General features: G+C 56.2%; 2 protein-coding genes. One reads left to right on the plus strand and one right to left on the minus strand.

What is annotated here, in order from left to right:
- Positions 1–560, plus strand: a 560-nt coding sequence (locus ACTF5Z_RS12105) for a c-type cytochrome (protein WP_438985856.1), incomplete at its 5' end; no start/stop codon positions are given.
- Between the two features lie 80 nt (positions 561–640).
- Here ACTF5Z_RS12105 and rlmJ read toward each other — a convergent pair.
- On the minus strand, positions 641–979 hold a 339-nt coding region (gene rlmJ / locus ACTF5Z_RS12110; RefSeq protein WP_438985857.1), incomplete at its 5' end, for a 23S rRNA (adenine(2030)-N(6))-methyltransferase RlmJ.

Below are 979 nucleotides of genomic sequence, written 5' to 3' on the forward strand. Positions count from 1 at the left end.
CTCCTGTCGCCTACAGCATCGACGGAGAGCAATACATTGCCGTTGCCGTGAGCTGGGGCGGGGCCGTGGCGCTTGCTGGGGGTATTCCTCCCGGCCCTAAGCCTGAACGAGCCCGCATAATGGCTTTTAAGCTCGGAGCTGGGGCTGTGCTACCACCTTTGCCTGAAGCGCGGGCTCTGACACAGCCGCCCGAGCCTTGGACGCAAGACGCGCAGGTGCTGGACCAGGGGCGGACTCTGTACATGGATTTTTGTCTGCCTTGTCACGGTAATGGCGTCGTCGGTAACGGCAGCGTTCCCGATCTGCGCCACTTACCCAGTGGCTTCTACGAGGCGTGGGACGCGATTGTATTGGATGGCGCTTTGGTCAAAGCGGGCATGGTTGGGTTTTCGGATGTGCTCAGCCCTGATGATTCGGCGGCGATAAAAGCTTACGTACTGACTCGAGCTCAGCAAGATTGGGAGCTATCTCAGCAAGCCTCTTGGTGGGTCGCCACGAAAAAGTGGTTTTATGACAAGGTTGCGGTAGTCTTACTGTGGCTTGCGGAGTTAGCGAGCTAATTGCCACTGCCTGCTTGATGGGGAAGGGTACTTTGCTGGAGCCCAAAAACGCCGTTAGCAGGTGCGCCGCATCTGCAAGCCTAGCGTGCGACTAGAGTGTCGCAGCGGTAGTGTGGCTCGCCATCCAAGCTGTGCTGTGCGGCAAGCTCGGGTAATAGGGTGCTCATGGACTGAGCGAGGTCCCACGGGCTGTTAATCACAAGCATGCCAGAACTGGTCATGCCATAGCCCTCGCTGTCTGCACGCTCGCCCAGTTCAAAACAGTCGACTCTTTGACTTAGCCCCACGGTCAACGCTTTAACCATTTGATTACTGAGGCTTCGATCGACCACGGGGTACCAAATGGCGATAACCGCGTTGTCCATTTTACTTAACGCTTTGTGAACCGTTTTGGGAATATCTTGGTAGTCAGTTTTTAA

Source organism: Aequoribacter sp., assembly GCF_965659035.1.
GTDB lineage: Bacteria > Pseudomonadota > Gammaproteobacteria > Pseudomonadales > Halieaceae > Aequoribacter.